The organism is Methanobrevibacter sp. (genome assembly GCF_036307625.1).
In the GTDB taxonomy this organism is placed as follows: Archaea; Methanobacteriota; Methanobacteria; order Methanobacteriales; family Methanobacteriaceae; genus Methanocatella.
The window spans coordinates 19,951-42,754 of record NZ_JAXJXF010000141.1 but is presented as its reverse complement, the minus strand read 5'-3'; the positions used below and the strand labels follow the sequence as shown (position 1 = coordinate 42,754).

Annotated in this window: 18 protein-coding genes; 12 read left to right on the top strand and 6 right to left on the bottom strand. The window is 33.4% G+C overall.

Annotation, left to right across the window (positions count from 1 at the left end; translation table 11 throughout):
* The first annotated feature begins 113 nt into the window (after nt 1-113).
* From ileS to UIB65_RS09165, 4 genes are read left to right on the top strand one after another with little or no spacing between them, the layout of a single operon-like run.
* Complete coding sequence (gene ileS, locus UIB65_RS09180) at nt 114-3,350, top strand: isoleucine--tRNA ligase (protein WP_330041090.1); 3,237 nt, start codon at nt 114-116, stop codon at nt 3,348-3,350.
* Nucleotides 3,351-3,360: 10 nt separating this feature from the next.
* Nucleotides 3,361-5,499 carry a phosphoribosylformylglycinamidine synthase subunit PurL gene (gene purL / locus UIB65_RS09175; protein WP_330041087.1) on the top strand — a complete coding sequence of 713 codons (2,139 nt, stop codon included), beginning with the start codon at nt 3,361-3,363 and terminating at the stop codon, nt 5,497-5,499.
* A gap of 21 nt (nt 5,500-5,520) precedes the next feature.
* Nucleotides 5,521-6,738 (top strand): gephyrin-like molybdotransferase Glp, encoded by a 1,218-nt coding sequence (glp, locus tag UIB65_RS09170; RefSeq protein WP_296893259.1) that lies wholly within the window; start codon nt 5,521-5,523, stop codon nt 6,736-6,738.
* A 16-nt stretch (nt 6,739-6,754) separates the two neighbouring features.
* Nucleotides 6,755-7,885, top strand: a complete 1,131-nt coding sequence (locus UIB65_RS09165) for a site-2 protease family protein (RefSeq protein WP_330041084.1) — start codon at nt 6,755-6,757, stop codon at nt 7,883-7,885.
* A gap of 249 nt (nt 7,886-8,134) precedes the next feature.
* Here the strand turns inward: UIB65_RS09165 and UIB65_RS09160 are convergent, their stop codons facing one another.
* The 4 genes from UIB65_RS09160 to UIB65_RS09145 all read right to left on the bottom strand — a co-directional run bounded on the left by UIB65_RS09160 (nt 8,135) and on the right by UIB65_RS09145 (nt 11,691).
* Nucleotides 8,135-8,548, bottom strand: a complete 414-nt coding sequence (locus tag UIB65_RS09160; protein ID WP_292607738.1) for a ferritin family protein — start codon at nt 8,546-8,548, stop codon at nt 8,135-8,137.
* A gap of 55 nt (nt 8,549-8,603) precedes the next feature.
* The gene (locus UIB65_RS09155) at nt 8,604-9,830 is read right to left on the bottom strand and encodes an FprA family A-type flavoprotein (RefSeq protein ID WP_330041082.1); all 1,227 of its coding nucleotides are present in this window, start codon (nt 9,828-9,830) and stop codon (nt 8,604-8,606) included.
* A gap of 236 nt (nt 9,831-10,066) precedes the next feature.
* Nucleotides 10,067-11,245 carry an alpha/beta hydrolase family protein gene (locus tag UIB65_RS09150; protein ID WP_297828504.1) on the bottom strand — a complete coding sequence of 393 codons (1,179 nt, stop codon included), beginning with the start codon at nt 11,243-11,245 and terminating at the stop codon, nt 10,067-10,069.
* A gap of 8 nt (nt 11,246-11,253) precedes the next feature.
* The gene (locus UIB65_RS09145; protein ID WP_296872253.1) at nt 11,254-11,691 is read right to left on the bottom strand and encodes a flavodoxin family protein; all 438 of its coding nucleotides are present in this window, start codon (nt 11,689-11,691) and stop codon (nt 11,254-11,256) included.
* 95 nt (nt 11,692-11,786) lie between these two features.
* Between UIB65_RS09145 and UIB65_RS09140 the strand changes: the two genes are divergently transcribed.
* Nucleotides 11,787-12,206, top strand: coding sequence for a MarR family transcriptional regulator (locus tag UIB65_RS09140; protein ID WP_297828508.1), 420 nt, complete (start codon nt 11,787-11,789; stop codon nt 12,204-12,206).
* Nucleotides 12,207-12,359: 153 nt separating this feature from the next.
* On the opposite strand, the gene UIB65_RS09135 is transcribed toward UIB65_RS09140, so the two are convergent.
* Together UIB65_RS09135 and UIB65_RS09130 are read right to left on the bottom strand one after the other, a co-directional pair.
* Nucleotides 12,360-13,049: a metal-dependent hydrolase gene (locus UIB65_RS09135; protein ID WP_330041078.1), complete on the bottom strand. Its 690-nt coding sequence runs from the start codon at nt 13,047-13,049 to the stop codon at nt 12,360-12,362.
* A complete protein-coding gene (locus tag UIB65_RS09130) occupies nt 13,046-13,735 on the bottom strand; it encodes a DsbA family oxidoreductase (protein ID WP_149732398.1) in 690 nt (229 codons plus the stop codon). Before UIB65_RS09130 ends, UIB65_RS09135 begins: the two co-directional genes overlap by 4 nt.
* A 76-nt stretch (nt 13,736-13,811) precedes the next feature.
* Between UIB65_RS09130 and UIB65_RS09125 the strand changes: the two genes are divergently transcribed.
* The 7 genes from UIB65_RS09125 (at nt 13,812) to UIB65_RS09095 (ending at nt 22,781) form a co-directional block, all read left to right on the top strand.
* Nucleotides 13,812-14,189 (top strand): helix-turn-helix domain-containing protein, encoded by a 378-nt coding sequence (locus tag UIB65_RS09125; RefSeq protein ID WP_149732399.1) that lies wholly within the window; start codon nt 13,812-13,814, stop codon nt 14,187-14,189.
* A 50-nt stretch (nt 14,190-14,239) separates the two neighbouring features.
* Nucleotides 14,240-15,232: a tRNA-dihydrouridine synthase gene (locus UIB65_RS09120; protein WP_149732400.1), complete on the top strand. Its 993-nt coding sequence runs from the start codon at nt 14,240-14,242 to the stop codon at nt 15,230-15,232.
* A 107-nt stretch (nt 15,233-15,339) separates the two neighbouring features.
* Nucleotides 15,340-16,335, top strand: a complete 996-nt coding sequence (locus UIB65_RS09115) for a tRNA-dihydrouridine synthase (protein WP_295726969.1) — start codon at nt 15,340-15,342, stop codon at nt 16,333-16,335.
* Between the two features lie 69 nt (nt 16,336-16,404).
* On the top strand, nt 16,405-16,545 hold the full coding sequence (locus tag UIB65_RS09110) for a hypothetical protein (RefSeq protein WP_223166056.1): 141 nt from the start codon (nt 16,405-16,407) through the stop codon (nt 16,543-16,545).
* A gap of 148 nt (nt 16,546-16,693) precedes the next feature.
* Entirely contained in the window at nt 16,694-17,881 is a 1,188-nt protein-coding gene (locus UIB65_RS09105; RefSeq protein ID WP_149732404.1) for an ATP-binding protein, read from the top strand.
* Nucleotides 17,882-18,883: 1,002 nt separating this feature from the next.
* Nucleotides 18,884-19,621: a DUF4013 domain-containing protein gene (locus UIB65_RS09100; protein WP_330041075.1), complete on the top strand. Its 738-nt coding sequence runs from the start codon at nt 18,884-18,886 to the stop codon at nt 19,619-19,621.
* 1,750 nt (nt 19,622-21,371) lie between these two features.
* Nucleotides 21,372-22,781 carry an MFS transporter gene (locus UIB65_RS09095; protein WP_330041074.1) on the top strand — a complete coding sequence of 470 codons (1,410 nt, stop codon included), beginning with the start codon at nt 21,372-21,374 and terminating at the stop codon, nt 22,779-22,781.
* The last annotated feature ends 23 nt before the right edge of the window (nt 22,782-22,804 follow it).

The window sequence follows — 22,804 nt, the reverse complement described above, 5'->3', positions numbered from 1 at the left end:
ATTTATTTTTAAATCTTTTAGATTTTTAAAATATTCAATAATTACAATAACCTTTATTTATTATCTAAAACAAAAAGATACATATTATAAACTATTACTTTTGAGGAGTTAAAATGCCAATAAAAGAGGCAGATAAATCATACGATCACGATAAAATAGAAAAGAAAGTTCAAAAATTCTGGAAACAGGAAGAAACTTTCAAAAAAGTCAATGAACTTAGAGAAAAAGGTCCCAGATATTCATTTTTGGATGGACCTCCATATTGTAGTGGTAAAATACATTTAGGTACAGCCTGGAACAAGGTTATTAAGGATTCATACCTTAGATACAAATCTATGAATGGATTCAGCTTAAGACGTCAGGCTGGATGGGATATGCACGGTCTTCCAATTGAAAATAAGGTAGAGCATCTGATGGATATTCAATCAAAGCAGGAAATTGAAGAAATAGGTATCGATAAATTTGTCGACAAATGTAGGGAATTTGCTCTTGAAAACAAGGTGGCAATGGAACAGCAATTTGACCAGTTGGGTGTTTGGATGGATTGGGAAGACCCCTACATGACACTTGACCCTAAATATATGGAATCTTCCTGGTGGACACTTAAAAGAGCAAACGAACAGAATTTGCTTGTAAACGATCAAAGGGTTATCAGTTGGTGTCCGCATTGTGGAACAGCACTTGCTGCAGCAGAGATTGAATATGAGGAAAAAGTTGACCCGTCAATCTATATTAAATTCCCTGTAACTGGTGAAAAGGACACTTATTTTTTAGTTTGGACAACTACTCCATGGACACTTCCTGCAAACCTTGCAATCTGTGCAAATCCTGAATTTGATTATGTTTATGTTTCAAAAGATGGCGAAACCTACATTTTAGCTGAAAACCTGATGGAAGATGTTTTAGGAAAACGTATTAAAATCCACAGAACCAAAATACCTGCTGAAAATGAGGATGGGGAAGACCAAATCATTGAAGAAAAAGAAGTGATGTATGAAATCATCAAAACAGTCAAAGGCCAAGACCTAATTGGCATGACTTATGATTATATTTTGGCCGATGAAATCCCAAAACAAATGGAATTTGACTCACAAATAGAAAAGGTACACACAATCCTACCTGGAGACCACGTGGAACTTGGTGAAGGTACCGGTTTGGTTCACACAGCACCAGGACACGGTCCGGACGATTTTGAAGTAGGTCAAGCCAACGGACTTCCAATTTTCTGTCCTGTTGGTGAAGATGGATGCTTCACAGAAGATGCCGGAAAATATGCAAGCAAATTCACAAAAGAAGAAAACCAACAAATTATTGAAGATTTACAGAATAAAAACTTAATGTATCGTGTTGAAACTATTGAACACAGATATGGGGTATGCTGGAGATGTAAAACTCCTATCATTTATCGTGCTACCAAACAATGGTTCTTGAAAGTAACAGAAATAAAACAGAAAATGTTGGATGAAATTGCAGAAGTTGAATGGGTACCTAAATGGGCTGGAGAAGGTAGATTCCATGATTGGGTAGACAACGCCCGTGACTGGACAATTTCAAGACAAAGATACTGGGGTATTCCAATTCCTATATGGGAATGTCCTGATTGTGGAGAACTTAAAGTAATTGGTTCTCTTGATGAGTTAAAATCCGAATCATTAAATGAAATCAATGTAAATGATGCTGACCTTATCCACAGGCCATATGTTGATGAAGTTGAAGTAAAATGTGACAGCTGTGGAAAAGCTATCAGAAGAATCCCTGATGTGTTGGACGTTTGGATTGATTCCGGTGTGGCCGGATGGGCATCTCTATACTATCCTGAAGAAAAAGAAAAATTCGAAGACTGGTTCCCTTATGACTTCATTACAGAAGGTCATGACCAGACAAGAGGATGGTTCTATTCACAATTGGGAACCGGAGTAATTTCAATGGGCAAAAGTCCATACCAAAAAGTATTGATGCACGGATTTGTATTGGATGAAAATGGAAACAAAATGTCCAAGTCATTAGGCAATGTCGTATCTCCTGAAGAAGTAATAGAAAAATATGGTGCGGATGTTTTAAGATTCTACTTATTATGGGCTTCAAAACCATGGGATGACTTAAAATTCGTATGGGAAGAAATCCTAAACATCAACAAAATGTTCAACATCTTATGGAACGTATATGTATTTTCAACAACTTATATGTCACTGGATAACTTCAATCCAATGGAATTAACCGAAGATAGTATGATTTTAAGATCTGAAGATAAATGGATTATCTCAAAAGCAAATACATTGGTAAAAGAAGTGGCTAAAGATTTGGATAACTTATTCTTCCATAAGGCAACAAGAAAAATCAATAATTTCATACTTGAAGATTTAAGCCGCTGGTATGTGAGACTTATTCGTGGAAGAACCTGGGTTGAAAGCGATGATCCCGACAAGCTAGGTGCATATTACAGTTTATACACTGCAATTGTTAAATTAATCTCAGTATTATGTCCGATTGCACCGCACGTATCTGAAGAAATCTATGAAAACCTTGTCAAAGGCATAAACCCAGAAGCTCCGGAAAGTATTCACATGAATGATTGGGGATATGACGAAGAGTTAATTGATGAGGAACTTGAAGCTAAAATGGATGTTGTGCGTGAAGTAATCGAAGCATCCATCAAAGCACGTGATATTGCTCAATACAAACTAAGATGGCCGGTTTCTGACATTACTGTTGTATCTCAAGATGAAAAAGTCTTAAAAGCTATTGAAGAATTAAATGAAATTATTAAAGATCAATCCAATACTAAAGAGGTATTATGCGCTAGTGAATTTGAAAAGTTATCATTTAATGCTAAACCTAACCTTAAGATTTTAGGCCCTAAACTCAAGGGGGACATGGGCAAGGTTGTTAAAGGTTTAAAAGAAGCTGACGGTAATCAAATCAAAGCAGATTTAGATGCTAATGGTAGTGTCACTATTGAAGGAATTGAATTGTCCGCTGAAGAAGTATTGTTTGATTCAGAACTTCCGGATGATTTCGTTTCCTCTGAATTTGATGGTGGAAATGTATTTGTAAATACAAATATTACTCCTGAAATCAAACAGGAAGCTATGGCTCGTGAACTTATAAGAAGAGTTCAAAACATGAGAAAAGAGTTAGACTTGGATGTAGAGGCAAACATTGATGTTAGTGTCGAAACATCACAAGAATTTAAAGACTTAATTGTACCGCAATCAGAATTCATTTCTCATGAAATCAGAGCTAGAAGCCTGATTATTTCTGACACTGAAGAATGTATGAAAGATTCTGAAATTTATACCAAAGAATGGGATATTGAAGGAGAAAAAGTTGTAATCTCCATAAAAGATTAAGGGTGTTAAAATGACTTTAACCGATTCTGAAATTGAATATATTGAAGGAATCCTTGGTAGGAAAATGAATGAGCTTGAAGAAGGAATGTTGGATGTAATGTTTTCAGAACATTGTTCCTACAAAAGTAGTAGACGTTTTCTTGGAGCATTCCCTACCGAAGGGGAAAATATTATTTTAGGTCCGGGAGACGATGCTGGACTTGTATCAGTAACTGATAAGTATGCGTTGGCTGTAGGTATGGAATCTCATAACCATCCATCAGCTATTGAACCGTACGGCGGTGCAGGAACTGGAATTGGCGGAATTTTAAGGGATATTATTTCTATGGGTGCAATGCCGATAGCACTTTTAGATTCACTTAGATTTGGACCAATGGAAGATGAAAAATCCAGATATCTTTTTGAACATGTTGTAAAGGGAATTTCTGACTATGGAAACCGTGTAGGGGTTCCAACAGTTGCTGGTGAAATAGAATTTGATGAATCATTCAGAACAAATCCTTTAGTTAACGTAATGTGTGTGGGACTTGTTGAAAAAGAAAACATTGTACGTGGTCAGGCACCTAATGTTGGTGATGTGTTCTTCCTGATGGGTGGAACCACAGGTCGTGACGGTATTCATGGAGTAACCTTTGCATCAGAGGAATTGACTTCTGATTCAGAAACTGAAGATAGGCCAGCAGTACAGGTAGCCGATCCATTCACCAAAAAGAGAGTGCTTGAAGCATCTTTGGAAATTTTGGAAAAAATAGATGTTAGTGGTGTAAAAGATTTAGGTGGTGGAGGTTTAACCTGCTGTATTTCAGAATTAGTGGATGAGTCCAATAATGCTGCATTGGTTAACTTACGCTCCATTCCGTTAAGGGAAACCGGAATGACTCCATATGAAATCATGCTTTCAGAATCTCAGGAAAGGATGGTATTTGTATTAAATCCAAACGATGTAGAACTTGCAACCGAAATCTGTAATAAGCATGAAATCGTATGTGCCGTAATAGGAGAAGTGCGTGAAGGAAACAACATGATTATTTCAGATGAAGGTGATGAAATCGCAGACTTGCCTACAATTCTTTTAGCTGACCCACCTTCAATTGAACGTCCTGTTGAAGAAATTCCAGAAGATACTGAAAAAATCGAACTTAAAGAACCTGGAGTTTATGAATCCTTGCCAAAATTATTATCTTCTCCAAACATAGCTTCAAAGGAATGGGTTTACAAACAATATGACCATGAAGTTCAGGTAAGAACTGTCATAAAACCTGGTGATGATGCGGCTGTTTTAAGAATAGATGAAGATACAGCTATTGCACTTACAACAGACTCAAACACAATTCACACTAAGCTATCTCCATTTGATGGAGCAGCAGGATGTGTTGCAGAAGCAATAAGAAACGTAATTTCAATGGGTGCAACTCCTTATGCTGTTGTTGACTGTCTTAACTTTGGAAATCCGGAAAAACCTGAGATACTATGGCAATTCAAAACAGCTATTGAAGGAATGAGTCTTGTAGCAGATAAGTTTGATGCGCCTGTAATCAGTGGAAACGTAAGTTTTTACAATGAAACTGAAGGAATTAAAATCAATCCAACTCCTGCAGTCGGTGTAATCGGTGTGGAAAAAATTGAAAACATCAGAACCATGGACTTTAAAAATGAAGGAGATAAAATCCTTTTAATTGGTAAAACCTATGATGAATTGACAGGATCTGAATATCACAGAACCATTCATAATCTCGAAAAAGGAACAGCTCCAAGAATCAGAATTGAAGAGGAATTTGCCAATGGTCAGACTGTATTGAAATTAATCGATGAGGATGCAGATAAAAACATTACTGCTGTTCATGACGTTTCAGCAGGGGGTATTGCCGTTGCAATTTCCGAAATGGTTATCAAATCAGGTCTTGGATGTGAAGTCACATTAAAAGATGACGAATTGGATAAGATTCAATTGTTATATTCAGAAAGTCATGGTAGATACATATTAACAGTAAAGGCTGATGCTCTTGATGATATATTGGCTAAAATAGATGTTGATGTTCAGGTAATTGGTGAGGTAAAAGGCAATTCCCTAAACATTAATGACCATGAATTCAGCTTTGATGATTTGAATGATGCATACCGTGGAGTAATTGAAAAATACATGGCTTAAATAATTCGGGGGAGTTTTGACATGTTTTTATCTAAATTGGAGTCTCTAAATAATGCATCAAAATTAATAAATGATAATCAAAAGTTCACAGATGTCGAAGAAATTCCTATTCGTGATGCCCATAAGAGAGTTTTAGCTGAAGATGTCATGGCATTTCATGATTCTCCACCTTTTGATAAATCTGCAATGGATGGTTTTGCAGTAATTGGACAAAATACTTTTGGAGCATCCCAATCAGCTCCCAAAGAATTTAAAATAATTGATGCGATTGGTGCCGGAGATTTCTCTTCCAAAAGTGTAGGAGAAAATGAAGCTATTGTGATAGCTACTGGAGCTCCTATTCCTGATGGTGCCGATGCGGTTATCATGAAGGAGTATACAACCACTGATGGTGATGATTTAACCATTTATTCTCAGGTCACTCCTGGTGAAAACGTCAGTCCAAAATCAGAAGATATCAAGAAAGGAGATAAAATCCTTTCTAAAAATACTTTTATCAGATATCAGGAAATGGGTTTGATTGCATCTGCAGGTTATGATACTGTCAAGGTATTCAAAAAGCCAAAAGTCATGATTATCATAACAGGTAATGAATTGGTTGAACCTACTAAAGAAGAGATTGACAAGGCTAAAATTATTAATTCTAATCAGTTTACAATTAAAGCAATGGTTGAGGATTCAGGTGCCATTGCAGACCTGACTCATGCTGGAGATTCCTTTGAGGAAGTCTGTTCAGCAATTTTGAAAGCGACTGAAGATTATGATGTCGTAATGACTACTGGTGGAACAGCTATCAGTAAAGGGGATGTTGTTCTTGATGCGGTTGACGAGCTTGGTGAGATATTGTTCCATGGTGTAGCCATTAGGCCAGGCAAACCTGCAGGTGCTGGAATTATCAATGATACTATTGTATTCACGTTTTCAGGCCAGCCAGTTGCTGCAATGAGTCAGTTTGATATGTTTGCAAGGAAGTATCTATTTGAGATGCAGGGAAGGGCATTTGATTTTAATGTAGTTAAAAGAGTATCTCAGCTTAAAATACCTTCACAGCTTGGAAGGACTGATTTTATACGTGCGGTTTCCGATGAGGATAATGCAAAGCATGTGTTGAATCGAGGTTCAGGCATTATTAGGTCAATGGTTGAGGCGAACAGCTATATCATAATTGACGAAAATGATGAAGGATACCAAAAGGACGATATAGTTGATGTTGTCTTCTTTGATTCACTACTTTGGTAGTTAAAGGTGCATTTTAATGAATGGTATTTACTATTATTTGATAGCTTTCTTTATCATCTGGATATTGGCTTTAACATTGAAAAGTAAATTAACCAATCATGGCTTTGAAATTAATTTTCCAGTCATCATGTGGAAAACCGATAGGCTGAGAGGATTTATTTCAAAAATTTCTAATTTTTCTCCCAAATTCTGGAAATGGTACATGAATTTTGGGATTGTTGCATGTTATGTGGCTATGGTGGCCATGACATGGATGTTGATTAGCTCGCTTCAAACGGTTTTCGATACTCCTAGTGTTTCTATCATTTTGCCTGGTGTGGAAATGCCGGGTTCTCCGATATATGTTCCTTTCCTATCAGGATTTGTTGCATTAGCTACAGTTTTAATTGTGCATGAGTTTTCTCATGGTGTCCAATCAATCTGTGAAAAAATTCCAATTAAATCAATAGGTCTTTTGTTGGTTGCAATTCTTCCGGGAGCATTCGTTGAACCTGATGAAGATAAGTTAAAGGAAGCCAGCAGAATTTCCCGTTTAAGGGTATATGGTGCAGGGTCAATGGCCAACATGACATTGGCATTAATAGCGCTTTTGGTAGTTTCAGGAGTTTCCTATGAGATTCCGCAGCTATTTGATGAAAATGGAATTGAAATAAATAGGATTGTTACAGATTCTCCTTCACAGGGCATATTGAAGGAAGGAATGGTTTTACAGGCTATTGATGGTAAACAAATTAATAATTCTAATGAATATGTGAATGTCGTGTCTTCATTCAAACCCGGAGATAATGTATCGGTAAAAACAGATCAGGGCACGTATAATGTAGAACTTGGCAAAAATCCAAACAACGAATCTGTTGGATTTTTTGGAATTCAGGCTTCAAAGCATTTTGAGATAAAAGATGCTTCAATGGGTTCTCTTCCATGGGTATTGTTCAGCATTGCAGAGCTGTTCCAATGGATTTTCACATTGAATCTGGGAATAGGCTTGTTTAATTTACTTCCAATAAAACCTCTTGATGGCGGACATATGCTTGAGATTTTATTAAGCTATAAGTTGCCAGAAGAGCAGTATAAACCGATTGTTAATGCATTATCTATTGTGATGGCGATGATAATAGTATTCAGTCTTGTTGCAGGATTTTTATGAAAATTGCTATCTGTTATACTACATGTTAAAAAACGAGTAAACAGGTAATAAATCAATGATTAGTAAGGTTTTAGAGAATTTTGTTCTCGCCGCTTGTTTTTCCTTGCTATAGATTCATTACCAAATTCTATAAAACAAGGTTGTTTAATAAAATTAATTATAATCATCTTTTTATTATTACTAAATCTTTTGAAAAAACAGTATTTTATAAAAAAAAGAAATAAGGAAAGAATAATTAAATTCTTTCACTTAGAAGTATCTTTCTAAGATTCCTTCTAAGATTTTGTAGTGACGACCTTCGTCTTTGGAACTTTCACGGAAGAAATCAGCAGCAGTTTCGATTCCAGCTTCTTCAGCTTTTTCTGAAGCTTCTCTTTTTTCTGCGTTAGCCATTTTTTCTCCACCCATCATCCATTCGATGTTTTCTTTGAGGGTAGGTTTGATGATTCCGTTCATTTCACAGAATCTTGCAGCGTGTTCAGCTTCTTCCCATGCTAATCTTTTGAATACTTCAGCTAATTCCCCATAACCTTCTCTAGAAGCTTGTCTAGACATAGCTAAGTAAATACCTACTTCGTTGGTTTCTCCTTCAAAGTTTCCTGCGACAAATTTTTCTACAGGAGTTCCTTTAGTAATTCCAATTTCATGTTCGTATTTTACCATAAATATCAATCTCCATTAGGTATATTATTTTTTACATTTTATATAATTTCCGAATTTATAGTTCTTTACATGCTTGGGCTAATTTTTTACCTAATTCGTAACTTGTTTCTTCTTCTTCTGCAGTTGGAACGAATGTAATTTCTTGAGTGTCTACTACATCGAATCCGCAGTTATTTAATTCTTCAGCAAGCATAGCCGGTGTTCCACCTTTTCCACCCATTGAACCGAAGGTAACTGCTTTTCTTACAATGCCGGTTCTGTTGAATAATAATCCTTTGAGGTAGTACATGATGTCTCCGATACTTGGGTATGGTACATCGTTGATGGTAGGGTCACCGACAGCAATTCCTTTACTGGTTAGGATACTTTTGACGATTTCGGACCTTTCGTCTTCGTGTAAGAAGAAGATTTCTACATCATAACCTTCAGACATTGCACCTTCTGCAATTTCATGAGCCATTTGTTGGGTTGAGTAGTGCATGGTATCGTAGATGATTGTGATTTTATCTTCACATACACCGGTTGCCCAGTTTTGGTAAGCTCCGATAATTTGCATTGGATCAGTCCATATTTGACCGTGAGATGGTGCAATCATTTTAATGGAGTCGAGTAATCCTAATTCCACAACTTCGTTTAATTTTTTAAGTACTAATTTGGAAAGTGGTGTAATTAAGTTTGCATAGAATTTTTGTGCTGCATCCATTAAGACATATTCAGGGATTTCGTCTGAGAATCTTTGGGTGAAACAGAGGTGTTGACCGAATGCGTCGTTAGGGAATAAGATTCCAGTTTCATCTGCAAGTAATGTGAACATGCTGTCAGGCCAGTGTAATAAGAAAGCATCGAGGAATGCTAATGTTCTTCCACCGACATCTAAAGAGTCACCGGTTCCTACAGTGATAAATTCAGCACCTTCAAGTGCAGGGTAGTGTTTTAACAATCCATTTACTGCAATTTTGGTACAGTAGATAGGTGCTTCAGGGAATCTTTTGTGTAAGTCCACTAAAACTCCAGAATGGTCTTTTTCCACGTGGTTTTGAATGATGTAGTCAACTTTGACTTCTCTTCCTTCTTGAGCAAAAGCGTCATCGATACGTGCCATCATTTCTTTTGTTTTTCCAGGATAAGCATTATCAATGATTGCTACTTCATCTTCTCCAAATACAATGTATGCATTGTAAGTGGTTCCGTCTAAGGTGTAACCGTGGTAGGTTCTTAAGTCCCAATCGAGTACACCAATCCAGTATACTCCATCAGCTATTTTTTGTGCATTTGCTTTCATAATTTCAACCTTTTATTAAAGTTTTTATTCATGGATACTGTTATCTATGAATTGATATTATTATTTAATTTGTTATTATATATAATTTTGTTTTATACGAAATGTTCGTATTTTTATAGGATTTCTTTATATAAAATAAAGAGTTTTTAGTGATGAAAAATCGATAAGTATCGGAACTTTTTCATGTGTTTCATATGAACCCTTTTGTGGATTTTTGGAGTATAATGTAATCGAAATTATAAGTGTTTTTCAACCAAATCCAGCAATAATTCACTGGCTGTTGCATAGCCTCCCATTTGTGCGTGCATCTGGGAACCTGAATCCTCATCAAACAGTAAATACTCCTTTTCGCAATCAAGCATGTCATAAAATACCTTTGCTTCGCCTTGAGTCATCTCGGAAGTTCCATCCATCACGATTGTCATGCAGTCCAAATCATCAATGATGTCTGTATTGTCGAATTTTCTAAGTTCGTCGCATATTGTATCGGCTGTTGCGCCATGTTTGTAAATGTAGTCTTCAAGCATGAAGTCCAGTTGTGCAGGACGAATCCTTTTCGGCATTTTCTCAATCACTGCCAATCGCTCAGCAAATGCTCCTCCCCAGTTAATGTTGCCAGGATCTACAATGCACATACTGACACGTTCATCATTAATGGCAGCACGCGGAACCAGAAATCCCCCAAAGCTGATGCCGAACAATATTATGTTGTCTTCATCAATACAGTCATAATTCTCCAGACAATAATCGATGATTGGAGTTATCACGTTTTCTATATCATGCCTGAATGTTATTCCATTCATTCTTAAGGCAAATCCCTGTCCTGGACCATCATAAACAAGACAGTGGATTCCTCTTTTTAGGGCCTGTCTGTATATCCATGCGGTGTCTTCCGCAAATGTGTCACGGCCGGGAGTCAATATCATCAATGGAGCCTTATCACCTGCAGCTGGAGACTTATAGAAATGTGCTGGCATGAATGTATTTTCATAAGGCAGTTCCACATATGTTGCGTCAATGTCTGAAACTTCCAGATATTTATGATAGCAGTCTAGGCTATTTTGAGAGTATTCGGCTAAACGCTCATCATCTGTTGAGTTGAAATACATCAGGGATACTCTCCAGTATGTTGATGCTCTAAGATATGCGCTTTCTTTTGTTGCATTGCTGTTTGATTCATCTGCCCTTTTTTCCAAGGTTATTGCCATTTGAGACCATGCATCAATCCATTCAGTGCCTGACTTGAACTTTTCTGTAATCTCAAATACTTCTCCGATATCCGCCATCTGCAGATATGTCAATCCTAAAACATGTCTTATCAGCGCATCCTGCAGGATGTTTTCACTGAATTTCATGCTTGACCAGTGTCCTTCAACGCCTATTTTCGGCATTTTCGGTTTGAATAATTTTGCCATATTATCACCTATATATTCTTTATGAATTCACGAGCTTTCTTAAAATCCTTTTCATTGGGATGGCCTTTAGCTATTCCGCCAATTTTTTCAAAAAATCCGAATGTATCATAGCCTCTGCAGGAAAAACCACCAATAAAATCACAATTTTGTGCTTTGATAATCTTTTGGATGCCTCTTGCATAATTGATGTAGTTTATGCCACAGGTATAGACAGTAAATACTTTCTTTCCTGTCAAATCAATTTCTGAAGCTAGTTTTTCTATTCCTTTGTGAAGCTTGTGATAGTAAACTCCTGAAGCAAATCCTATTGCATCATAGCTTGAAAAGTCTGTAGCTTTGGCTTGTGATATCTTGAATAAATCCATGTCTTTTACTGTTGCCATTTCATCAATGACCTTTTTTGTATTTCCATGATGGGAAGATACGTATATTATTGCAGTTTTCATGTTGTCCACTCGCTAAATTTATTTCATATAAAATTATTGCCTATGAAACTATTTCATAGAAAACTATTTTAAAAGCATCGTATATAAATGTTACTATGTCAGAGAAAAAATTGGGATTTCTAATCGGAGACCTTTTTTATACCTATACCAACTACCTTAACAATGCATTAAAGGAAATGGACATAACCATAAGTCAGGCAAGAGTTTTGCTGGTTTTGGCTAAAAACGATGGTGTTTCAATTGACTTTTTGGCAAACAAAACAAATATAGGAAAAAGCAGCATTACCAAATCCGTAAAGATTTTAGAGAAAAAGGAATTCCTAACAAAGGAAATAGATCCTGACGATAACCGAAAAAAAATTATCAAGATAACCTCTAAAGGAAAAGAAATACAAAAATTTGCATTCAAAACAAATGAAGAAATCGAAAATAAATTAAATCTCCAAATTGGTGAAAAAGAAATGGCTGATTTAAAAATAAAATTAGAAGAGTTAATAATTTTAATTGATTCTTAATGATAATGAAATAAAATAAATTTCATATTGGAGTTTTGTGGTTCAAATCGATAAGGTTGCGAACTATATCATATGTTTTATACGAATTATTCGTATTTTTTTCTAATTTTAACTTAATTCTATTTGCGCAATGATGTAAGTTAAACACACTCTTTAAAATTCAATGCTTTCCATGACATTTGGAATTAATGTTTTAGAGTTTGGAACCAATTTTTCAAATTCCTCAGGGTTCTGTGCAATTGAAGGAAATGTATTGTAGTGCATTGGAATAACAAATTTGGGTTTAATCCAGCTAGCTGCAATTGATGCTTCTTTGATGTCCATTGTAAAAATGTTTCCAATAGGTAATATTGCAATATCCGGTTTGTAAATTTCTCCAATTACAAATTTCATATCAGAGAAAAGTCCAGTATCTCCAGCATGAAAAACTTTCAAATTGTTGTCGAAAGTCAATAAAAAGCTTCCAGGATTCCCTGCATATTTTGTATCAATTTCAAAGTCAAATGTTGAGCTGTGTCTGGCTTCAAGCATTCTGATTTCAACATCCTCAAATTTAACGGATGAACCATAGTTAATTCCAATGGCATTTACTCCTTTTCTTTGAAGATATATGGAAATTTCATAATTTGTTATAACAATCAAATTTGTATTGTTTCTTGATATTTCAATGACATCTCCGAAGTGGTCTGCATGGCCGTGGGTGATGCAGATAATGTCAGGATGCAAATCGCTAATTTTTAGAGGGCATACAGGATTTGCCTGAATGAATGGGTCGATTAAAATATTTAATCCTCTATTTGAGGTTAATTCAAATGCCGAATGACCTAACCATTTAAGTTTCATATTTTACAGACCCCATCAGCACAACTGTCTGCGTCCTTATCATCATCAACTTCATTTTCTGCAACAATTTGTGACAGGACACTTTTAAAGTCATCATATGATAATGCGCCTGGAATTGAGTATTTATTGTCAAATAAATAAAATGGAACACCGTGTATTCCTCCGGATAATGCAATATCCTCGTCTTCTTCAACTTGACTGTTGTATAAATTACTGTTCAGCACGTCATTTATTTGATTTTCATCCAAACCTGCATCTAAAGCGATTTTAAGTAGCACTTCCTTATCTGCCAGCTTAAGGTTTTCAACAAAATAAGCATCAAATAGTAATCTGGCCAGTTTTTCCACATTTTCAGGATATTTGTCCTGTGCCAGTTTCATCAGTCTGTGGGCATCACGGGTGTTAGTGTAAAGTGTTGATTCATATTTAAAATCAATGCCCTCATCACGGCCAAGCCCTGAAATTTGTGCAACCTGCTTTCTAGCGTCTTCAATTGATAGGCCATATTTGATGGCAAACCTTTCAACAGTTGTGGATTTGACATCCTTTGGTGCGTTTTGATCAAGCTCAAAAGCACGGATATCAAATTCAACATCCAAATTTAAATCATTGATTGCTCTTTTTAATCTGCTATTGCCAATGTAACAGTATGGACAGGCAAAGTCGCTCCAGTATGTAATTTTCATAATATTCCTCAAAGAAATATTTAAAAGATTTAATTAATAAATAAGTAAGTAACTGTATAATTACTTGGTAGATAATATGATTAGCAATGATATTTGCCCGATTGGAAATACTTTAGATTTGTTTAACAGGAAATGGATTTTTTGTATCATGTCAAATATATTCAGGGGAATGACACATTTCAACGAGTTTAAGGATGCAAATCCCACAATCAGTAATCATGTGTTGGCACAGACTCTGAAGTATATGGAAGAACAGGAACTAATCACCAAGACAGTTGTTGATGAGCACCATAATAAGACAGAATATGCTTTAACTCCTAAAGGCCTTAGGGCTAATAGGATACTATATGAAATCACTGAGTATTATTTTGATGAATTGAATTATTCCAATTCTGATGATGTGGAAATTGAAGAACTTTTGGGTGAATACCGCAAAATTTACAATATCAGGTAAGTTTATAATTACTTATTTCTTTTTATACTATTTTTTACTAATTACTTTTTATGAAATCCATATTTGATAAATGTAAATTCGGTGACTTAATACTTAACAGCAGAATCATCAGAACAGGTTTATGGGAATCCCAACAAGATGATTTAAACGCAATTTATGATAGATATGAAAAAATAGCCTCAAGCGGGGTTGGTCTAATTACTTCTGAGCTGTATTCAATATATCCTAATGATAAGTTTAGTGAACATTCCTTTAAAATGAGCAATCGGAATTTCATGACTGTGGCAAGAAAATTGGCTGAAATTTGCCATAGTTATGGGGTTGCAATTTTAGGGCAAGTTGAATTCATCAAATTCAACCGTGGAATTGACTTGGATATTTCAGTCAATGATTTAACTGTTGAAGATATTCGTAAAATACAGGCGGATATTATTTCTGCAGCTCAACAGTTGCAATTTGCAGGATTTGACGGGATTCAATTGTCAATAGGTAATAATTTTTACCTATCTAAATTCATCAATCCATATTATAATCAAAGGGAAGATAATTATGGTGGAAATTTATTTAATAGGTCACGTTTGGTTTTGGAATTGGTTAAAGTAATGAAAGATAACTTGGATTTACATATTTCCTGCAAAATCAACACGTTTGATGAGAGGAAAAATGGATTTAATTCAACTGAAAGTTTTAAAGCTTGTAAATTACTTGAAAAAGTTGGAGTTGACAGTCTTCAGTTAACACGACCTCTTTCACCTTTGTATTTCACCAACAAAGTATCTGGAGAAGATGAACTAATAGATTATACTTCTAAACTAATAGATTCTGTTGACATTCCGGTCATTGTTGGTGGGGGATTTAATGATATGATTCATATGAATGAATTGCTGAACAGTACTAATATTGAATTCATGTCAATGTACAGGCCTTTTGTTGCGAAGGAAGATTTTTTAAATAATTGGAAAATCAATGGTGAAGGTAAATCCAAATGTTTGAAATGCAATAATTGTTATAGGACAAAGACCAGCACATGTTACCATTATTAGGGTAATTTAAGGAAGCAAAAGTTGAGATTAATTATTGAATCAGTTAATTTTAGGTAATTTGTGAATTACTTTCTCCTTTTTATATTCCTTTTATCTAATATGTAACTATGAAAAGTATATTTGACAACACTAAATTCGGCAGTCTTGAGGTTTCCAGTCGTATAATAAGAAATGGGTTGTGGGAATCCCAAAACGATTCCAGTAAAAATCTGTCTCAGGATGTATTTGACAGATATGAAAAATTATCAAAAAATAATGTTGGCGTAATAGTCTCCGAGTTGATTTCATTATATAGTCATGACAGATTCAGTGATTTTACTGATTATATTAATGCTCCTTCATTCATACGGGACTTTAAAGAGGTTACCAGCATAGCCCATGAAAATAATACTCCAATTCTTGCCCAAATAGGCTTTGTCAACTGTAATGTAAATGGGAAACAGATGATGGAAGTCAATGATTTGACTTTGGAGGATATAAGGACAATTCAGGCGGATTATATTGTTGCAGCAAAAAAGATAATGTTTGCAGGATTTGATGGAATAGAATTATGCATAGGCAATAATTTTTATTTATCACGTGTCATGAATCCTTTTGAAAATACACGCAGTGACAATTATGGTGGAAATACTTACAATCGTGTGAGAATGGTTTTGGAGATAATTAAATTGATTAAAAAAACAACAGGATTGCATGTTCACTGTAAGGTTAATTTGTATCAGGATGAAGAGGATTCTCTGGAAATTTGCAAAATTCTTGCTGAAAACGGTGCAGATAGCTTACAGATTACTAAATTCTTATCTCCACAATACTTTAGAAAAGGTCAATCAAATCAAGACATGTTAGTGAGCTTTGCGGATAAAGTTGCAAAGAATGTTTCCATCCCCGTTGTTTTAGGTGGGGGAAGGTCAGATATGGATAAAATCATCGAATTGTTAAATAATACTGATATTGACTTTATTTCAATGCAAAGACCCTTTGTAAAAGATCCTACTTTTTTAACTCAATGGAAAATTGATGGATATGGCAAATCTGAATGTAAAACTTGTAACAACTGCTATTGGAAAAAACAGAGTGTTTGTTTGATAGAATATAGTGATTAATCATCATTTTTTTTTTTAAAGATATCTGCAATTAAAATAGTTTCATGAAATTTGGTCTAATGTTTTAAAATGATTGATTATTCAATTGAAATAATTAATTCCTGTGGTGAATTCTTTGTGCCTGATACTAAACATTTTGGTGTTAAGAATATTCAAAGAATTGGAGATTTTGACTTAATCTTTGAAACATTCTTACACAATCCACAATGAGTATTATCAAACAAGATTTCAATAACATAAAGATTAAATGTAATGAAAAATACATTATATTACAATATATAATGAAAAATTAATTATATAATTAAAACTACATTATGTTACAATACATAATGCAAATTACATTACATGAGGGTTAAACATGGATGAAATTGCAAGCATTACAGATACAAATTTAACTGAAACACAATTCTACAACAGGGCAGATGAAATTAATATGCTGTCAAGTCTATTAGGAACCACGGAATTCAATTCATCCCCCACTATACTATTGACTGGAATTAGGGGAGTAGGAAAGACAGCACTCATCAAAAAAATTAAACATAAATTTGATAAGGAATATCTGGTAGTAGATATTGATCTGTCAAGAAGTAATGCATACCAACAAAAAAAGCTAAGTCGAGGCAGCATAATCAAAATAATCTATGATGCAATAATAAAAGCTTCGAAAGAATTCGGCTTAAGAACACTTGACAAGAAAATAGAAAAATACTTTAAAACAAATAAATTCAAGATAGATAAGATTTTATCTTATGAACACATTCCAGTACCGGTATTTGAAAGTGAGGAGAATTATGCAAGATTAGCTGATTTTGTAATGGAATTGCCCCAAAAAATTTACGAAGACAATAGTGACAAATTAAAAGGAGTATTCATTTTCATTGATGAAATCCAATTGATTAAAGATTTAGACAATGTAGACAAATTTTTATGGTATATGCGTAGTTTCATTCAAAACCAAAAAAATGTTGCATACCTATTTTGTGGAAGTATGAGTTTGAAAGACAGTTTAATCAATGATTTAAATGGAAAGGAAGGTGCATTTGGAGGAAGAATGCTAACAATTGAAATCCATCCATTTTCAAAACAAACAACAAGGGAATACATCGAATCAATTCCAAGAAACATATTGCTGGATGATGGGGGATTTGAAAGATTTTACAAATGCACTCGAGGAATACCTTATTACATCAACATATTTGCAAAAATTCTTCCAGAAAACATAACCTTAACAGAAAATAACATTATTGAGTTATTTAAGGATTCGATTGATTATCTTGCAGTACATTTTATATTCATGTGGTCTAAATTAACATTTCAAGAACAAAAAATAATCATTTCTTTACTTGGAAACCCTAAAAGGAGAATTGAAATAGCAAACACTTTAGAGGTTACTAGCGGATCACTTAATAGGCCATTGAATCGCCTGCTTGATTTTGACTTAATTGAATATGTAAATGACAAATACCAAATTACTGACCCAATACTCACCTACTGGCTTCAAAATAGTCATGAAAAGAATGGAATATATCCATTTAGAAGTATTTAATTAGCATTAGTTTTGGATTTGCTTTCAAAAGTTTTTTAATTATTACAAAATAAAGTATCCTAGAGTTCAGAGGTGTTAAAAGATAAGCATGCGAACTATATCATACGTTTTATACGAAATGTTCGTATTTTTATAGGGGTTCTTTATATAAAATAAAGAGTTTTTAGTGGTGTATGATAGATAAGTATCTGCTTGCACAGGTGCACTAATGGCATTAGGCCTTAAATATGGTGAAAGTAAAATTAAAAGTAATGAAGTATGTGAAAAATTTTAGATGAATTTGAAAAGGAAATGGATTAATATCTATAGACAGTTACTTAATTGTGACATTAGAACCGAAGAAGGTTAAATACGCATTGGATAATAATCTATTCAAAGTTTTGTCCAATAATGGTTGAATCTGCAACTAAAATAACTGAAAATTACCTATAGATAAGGTTTGGGATAACTTTCAAAAATTTTATAATTATCAAATGTTTTATATGAAATGTTCGTATTCATATGGATTTTGTTTTAGTATAAAATAAACTTTTTTTCATTGTTGATTTTTAATATTCATTAAAATTATGTAATTTTTAATTGTATAAAATATGTTATATTTTTCTATATGTTATATAGTTTATTATAAAATTTCTAAAAAAAATATTTAATCTTTAACATTTATATATACCCTTGGATAGATTTATAAATAATTAACGTTAGGATGTGGAAATATGAGTGATATATTTTGGATTTGTATAGCATTAGTTGCTATTGCTGCAATAGTTGCTGGGGCATGGTCTAAGAAAAAAGAATGAGGATTTAAAATATTGTTTGGTTGTGGACTTAGTATTGGTTATCTTCCTAGTTCGGATTATTGCTATAGTAATAATTCCACAATTAAAATCCTTTCTTCAGAATTAGAATTTATATTATCGGCTTAATTTATTTAAATTATACTTTTTTTAAATAAATCAACAGATAATATGGGTAATAGAGTTTAATTATCTCAAAGGTGATGAAATGGAGTTAGGCGAAATAATCAAAGATGCAGTAAAATATCCAACTTCCAATATTAAGGCATTATTGCTTTATTTAGTATTAGGTCTTCTTATTGGTGTAGTTGAAGTATTAACAGGAATAACAAGCATTACAAAATTGTCTCTTAATTTTGATTCCGGAATAGTTTTAGGAATAATAGGTGTAATTATAGTAATTGCTATAGCATTATTAATGTTAGGATTTTCCCTTGATGTTATTAAATTTGCAATCAAAAGGAGTGCAGATGCACCAGAAATTGATCTGGCAAGACAGATATCAAACGGATTAAAATACATTATCATTTCTATTGTCTATATGATAATTCCAATAATTATCATAGTGGTTTTAGGAGCCATATTCCAGCATTGGATTGCTACAATACTCGGATTAATAGTTGCTATAATCTTTGCATTTGCCCTAACAATGGCAGTATGCAGGTTATCTAAAACAGACAATTTAGGAAGTGCATTGGATATTGGAGGGGTCGTTGCTGATTTAAAAGCAATTGGAATAGGTAAAGTAATTATAACCATAATCGCAGCAACAATTGTGGGATTTATAATAGTATTTATATTAACCATTATTCTCACGATAATTCTTAATTTTGCTCCAGCGGATTTAATAACTCCTGTAGTTTCAATCGTTGCAGCAATTTTAGATGCATGGTTGTTATTCTATGAAAATAGAGTAATGGGATTATTATATTCTGATATAGCTTAAATTATTTTAAGCTATTCTTTTATTTTTTTAAATTTTTGCTGTAAAAAATTTTAAAATCTACTTTCCAAAGTAGTTTTTTCTAATATTGGTGCAATACTTGCCTTAAAATGTATTTTTTCAGAGTGCAAAAAAAAAATGTTTTTAGATTTTCATATATGATTATATCAAGGTGTGGAATCATTTCCAATATTTAATTGTAGATATTAAACTTTGTATTGGAGTTTCAGTGCCGAAATGATAAGCATCGGAACTTTTTTATAAGTTTTATACGAAATGTTCGTAAATATGTGATTGATTAAAGTTAATGATTTTTTGATATATTTGAGGTGATGGTAGAGTGGATTGGTAATCCACACTAATCAATTCAATCAATTTGTCAAATAATGTCACAAATTAAAATTCCACTTCATCGAAGTTCGTTTTTTAGAATCCTCACCTTGAAAACTGTTAACCTAGCTTTGATTCCTATCAATCGTCAATCAGAAAAAATGCTTGTTATATTCTTAACCAATGAAGGTAGGAATATAAGTGACTGTTAAAAAAATAATGCAGTCAAGAAGCATTTCTACCATCAACTCACCTTCCTTAGGAGGATAAAATATTTTGGATATTCGCTTTATCATTCTATGACTCCTAATTTTATATAGAATTTTTATCTGTTCCAGAGTACTATTATTTATTACTTTTATTATATAAAGTATTACTTTTTATTTTTTTACAAAATTTTATATATTAAAAAAGGCAAGTAGTATTATTGGATATTCGTTGGAATTCATTTTATGGTTCCAATTTTTAATAATGGTTTAGAGTTATTTTTAACTCTATCCTATTATTAAGTTCTTATTTTATTAGAAAATTATTTTAATACTGTAGTTTTAGTGCTTGAAACGATAAGTATCGCAACTTTTTCATACGTTTTATACGAATTGATTGTATTCTTTTGAGGGTTCTTTATCATAATGCTGCAAATGTTTTACTTCTCTTTTTGATATTTGCCTATAATGGATTCAATTTCTTTTTCAATACTTCCATCTAAATTAACCATTTTATACTCTCCTTTAATTGATTTAGCTAGTTTTACACCTTTTTGGAATGCTTCTTAATATATTTCTTCATCAGGTAAATGTTGTTTTCATAGGTGTCATTACTTAAAAAATTGGTGAAAGTTAAGAATATAAGGCGGTTGGCCTAACAATCAATGGGTCGAATAAGATTACATATTTATACTAAAAAAAATATTATTATAATATGGTTAAAATCCATTACTTGGATTACTTTTTCAGATATTTCTTTTAGACGTGTATCCGAGTGGTCAAAGGAGTAAGATTCAGGGTCTTATGCATTAGTTGCTTCGTGGGTTCGAGTCCCACCACGTCTATTTCTTGTTTTTTTTAATTTTTTAAGAGTAAATAGGTCTTAAGTAGTTTATTTTGCTTAAATTCATATTTGGTAACGTATATTTCAAAAAAAGATTCAATTCAAACAAAATCAAGGTTTTCACAAAGTTTTTGAAGAGTCTAATGGACTTATTCGAGGAGCTTCAATTTATAAATAAATCTTTTAGTAGGTTTTGTGATTCAAATCGAAGCATGCGAACAATATCATACGTTTTATATGATTGTTTGTGTTTATATTGTTATCTTAGAGATGAGTTAGGCAAATATAATAAGAATATGCAATATAAAATATATTATTCCATGGTGGGGATATTATTTTTAAAATTTCACAGAAAAAATCAACTTTAATTGTTGTGGCGATAACTCAATTAATCATACAGTTAATTGCTAACATGACTGTTATTGCTCTGCCAAATATTGCTGTTGATTTAAATTTTTCTGCTGAAGCAATTTTGTGGGTAAATATAATTTATCTGATGAGTTTTGTAGCTTTCAGTCTGCCTTTTGCTAAAATCACTTCACAGTATGGGGTTAAAAAATCCACTAAAGTAAGTCTTTTATTACTGTTTTTTTCTATTTTAATCTCAGTATTTTCGATAAATGATATTATGTTTCTTTTATCTAGATTAATGCAAGGATTTTCAGCTGCTATATTGGCCATTAGCTTATATGTTATTGTAGTTGAAGAATTTGAGGATAGTGAAATAGGTTCTGCATTAGGGGTAGTTTCATCTGCAGGATATATTGGATTGTTAATTGCTCCAGTAGTAATGGGATTGGCAATTGTTGCATTAGATTGGAAATGGGCATTTTTAATGGTACTTCCAATATTAGCTATTCTGCTGATATTATTGAATGGGATTGACTATGAATGGGCCACCGAAAAGAAACATGTAGACAATAAAGGTTCACTAATCTACGTTGTTATGATGTGTCTATTTACTTATGGAATGACAATACTGGATGAGTTTGGAATTGTTTTTGTAGTAATAAGCGTTATTTTATTAATAATATTGGTTAAAGTTGAAAAAAATGTCCCCGAACCAATATTTAACTTCCAGTTGCTTAAGGATACTAAATATGTGATTGGAAATTATGCTGCTATGATAACTTATTTCACTACAACAATTACCATTACTGTGCTGTCACTGCATTTGCAATATATTTTAGATGTTGAAGAGATTATTGTGAGCTTTATTCTTCTTATTGCACCTATTATCATGATAGGAACATCCGGTTTTTCAGGCAGGCTTTCAAATAGGATTGACTCAAGAATAATATCAGGCGTTGCAATGATGTTCATATTCGCATCATCAGTCGTATTTTTCTTTGTTGATTTTATACCATTTAATATTATTCTTGTTGGATGCGCATTACAAGGAATAGGCAATGGATTGTTTTCAGCTCCAAATAATAAATATGTTTTAACTCTTGTGGATGAGGAAGATCTGCCTGATGCAAGTTCAGTTTTATCCACCAGTAAAGAATTAGGTAAAATTTTAAGTTCTGGAATTTTCACAGTCATATTGTCCATTTTCATTGGAGGCCAGCAATTGGGATCTGAACATATTGATTATTTATTTATTCAATCAGCTAACTTAATGATGTTTATATGTCTATTGTTAAATTTATCTGCGGCAATTTTGCTTTTCTACAGCAAATTCAGATATGACCATGTTCCTAATGAAAATACCGTAAGATTCTTCAAGCGCATTGCGCCGAAATGGGCTAAAAAAAGTAAGGGTGGCAAATATGACAATTGATTTTTCCTAGTGTCATTTAACAT

Bases quoted from the DNA above. Each gene is read 5' to 3' on its own strand.
- ileS (WP_330041090.1), top strand. From the start codon at position 114: ATGCCAATAAAAGAGGCAGATAAATCATACGATCACGATAAAATAGAA.
- purL (WP_330041087.1), top strand. From the start codon at position 3,361: ATGACTTTAACCGATTCTGAAATTGAATATATTGAAGGAATCCTTGGT.
- glp (WP_296893259.1), top strand. From the start codon at position 5,521: ATGTTTTTATCTAAATTGGAGTCTCTAAATAATGCATCAAAATTAATA.
- UIB65_RS09165 (WP_330041084.1), top strand. From the start codon at position 6,755: ATGAATGGTATTTACTATTATTTGATAGCTTTCTTTATCATCTGGATA.
- UIB65_RS09160 (WP_292607738.1), bottom strand. From the start codon at position 8,548: ATGGTAAAATACGAACATGAAATTGGAATTACTAAAGGAACTCCTGTA.
- UIB65_RS09155 (WP_330041082.1), bottom strand. From the start codon at position 9,830: ATGAAAGCAAATGCACAAAAAATAGCTGATGGAGTATACTGGATTGGT.
- UIB65_RS09150 (WP_297828504.1), bottom strand. From the start codon at position 11,245: ATGGCAAAATTATTCAAACCGAAAATGCCGAAAATAGGCGTTGAAGGA.
- UIB65_RS09145 (WP_296872253.1), bottom strand. From the start codon at position 11,691: ATGAAAACTGCAATAATATACGTATCTTCCCATCATGGAAATACAAAA.
- UIB65_RS09140 (WP_297828508.1), top strand. From the start codon at position 11,787: ATGTCAGAGAAAAAATTGGGATTTCTAATCGGAGACCTTTTTTATACC.
- UIB65_RS09135 (WP_330041078.1), bottom strand. From the start codon at position 13,049: ATGAAACTTAAATGGTTAGGTCATTCGGCATTTGAATTAACCTCAAAT.
- UIB65_RS09130 (WP_149732398.1), bottom strand. From the start codon at position 13,735: ATGAAAATTACATACTGGAGCGACTTTGCCTGTCCATACTGTTACATT.
- UIB65_RS09125 (WP_149732399.1), top strand. From the start codon at position 13,812: ATGATTAGCAATGATATTTGCCCGATTGGAAATACTTTAGATTTGTTT.
- UIB65_RS09120 (WP_149732400.1), top strand. From the start codon at position 14,240: ATGAAATCCATATTTGATAAATGTAAATTCGGTGACTTAATACTTAAC.
- UIB65_RS09115 (WP_295726969.1), top strand. From the start codon at position 15,340: ATGAAAAGTATATTTGACAACACTAAATTCGGCAGTCTTGAGGTTTCC.
- UIB65_RS09110 (WP_223166056.1), top strand. From the start codon at position 16,405: ATGATTGATTATTCAATTGAAATAATTAATTCCTGTGGTGAATTCTTT.
- UIB65_RS09105 (WP_149732404.1), top strand. From the start codon at position 16,694: ATGGATGAAATTGCAAGCATTACAGATACAAATTTAACTGAAACACAA.
- UIB65_RS09100 (WP_330041075.1), top strand. From the start codon at position 18,884: ATGGAGTTAGGCGAAATAATCAAAGATGCAGTAAAATATCCAACTTCC.